Consider the following 1,029-nt stretch of genomic DNA (forward strand, 5'->3'; position numbering starts at 1 on the left):
GTGGCGGGGTGGTGATCGTTCCTGGCGGTTGCCCGGCGTGTCGCCCCTCTCGTGGGACGGCCGTGGTGATCCACCGAAGGGCGGGTGCTTGCGGAGAAAGGGTGCTTGCCAAGGGCGGATGCTTTCGGGGTCTTGCGGGCCCCAGAAACTGACGTACCGTCAGATTGCATGGACACGATCTGGCTCACCGGAGCGGAATGGCTGGCCGTGCTGCGGATCGGGCTCGGGCTGTGGTGGCTGGAGAGCTGGCGGCACAAGGACCGCAAGGCCTGGTTCGAGCGGGGCGCCGGCATCACGTGGGCAGCGGGCATAGCCGCCGAGCACCGCTGGAGCGCCGTCCGGTCCGGCTTCGAAGCGGCCGTCGCGCCGTACCCGCGCGTGATGGCGTACGTGGTCGTCTACGCGGAACTGGCGCTCGGACTGGGTCTGATCACCGGCTTCCTCACCCCGGTCGCCCTGGTCGGCGGGCTGCTCCTCAACGCCCTCTACTTCACGCTCATGATTCACGACGTCGCCGAGCAGGGGCAGAACGCGATGATGGCGCTGATGTCGGTGGTCGCGCTGTTCGGGATGTCCTGGCAGAGCTGGTCGCTGGACAGCGCGCTGGGGCTGTTCTGATGGCCGGCCGCTACGACCTGCCCGAGCCCGACGCCTTCACGCATACGTACTGGGACGCGGCAGCCGGGGGCAGACTGCTGATCCGCCGCTGCGGGGCCTGCGGCCGGGCCCACCACTACCCGCGCGAGTTCTGCCCCCACTGCTGGAGCGAGGACGTGACGTGGGAGACGGCGAGCGGCCGCGCCACGCTTTACACCTGGTCCGTCGTCCACCGCAACGACCTGCCGCCGTTCGCGGACCGTGTGCCGTACGTCGCCGCCGTGGTCGAACTCGCCGAGGGGCCCCGGATGATGACGGAGATCGTGGGGGCGGGGGCCCACCGGGCCGGAGAGGACCCGGAGCTGTCGGGCGGGGCGGAACTGGAGGTGGTGTTCCGGGAGGGGATCCCGGTGTTCCGGCCGGTGCCGGGGG

2 protein-coding genes are annotated in these 1,029 nt (G+C 70.7%); both read left to right on the forward strand.

The annotated features are described in order from the left end of the window. Positions 1-168: 168 nt before the first annotated feature. Complete coding sequence (locus C1J00_RS43590) at positions 169-618, forward strand: DoxX family protein (protein WP_102914246.1); 450 nt, start codon at positions 169-171, stop codon at positions 616-618. Then, on the forward strand, positions 618-1,029 hold a 412-nt coding region (locus tag C1J00_RS43595; protein WP_102914247.1), incomplete at its 3' end, for a Zn-ribbon domain-containing OB-fold protein. The genes C1J00_RS43590 and C1J00_RS43595, both read left to right, overlap by 1 nt.

The organism is Streptomyces cahuitamycinicus (assembly GCF_002891435.1).
GTDB classification, from domain to species: domain Bacteria; phylum Actinomycetota; class Actinomycetes; order Streptomycetales; family Streptomycetaceae; genus Streptomyces; species Streptomyces cahuitamycinicus.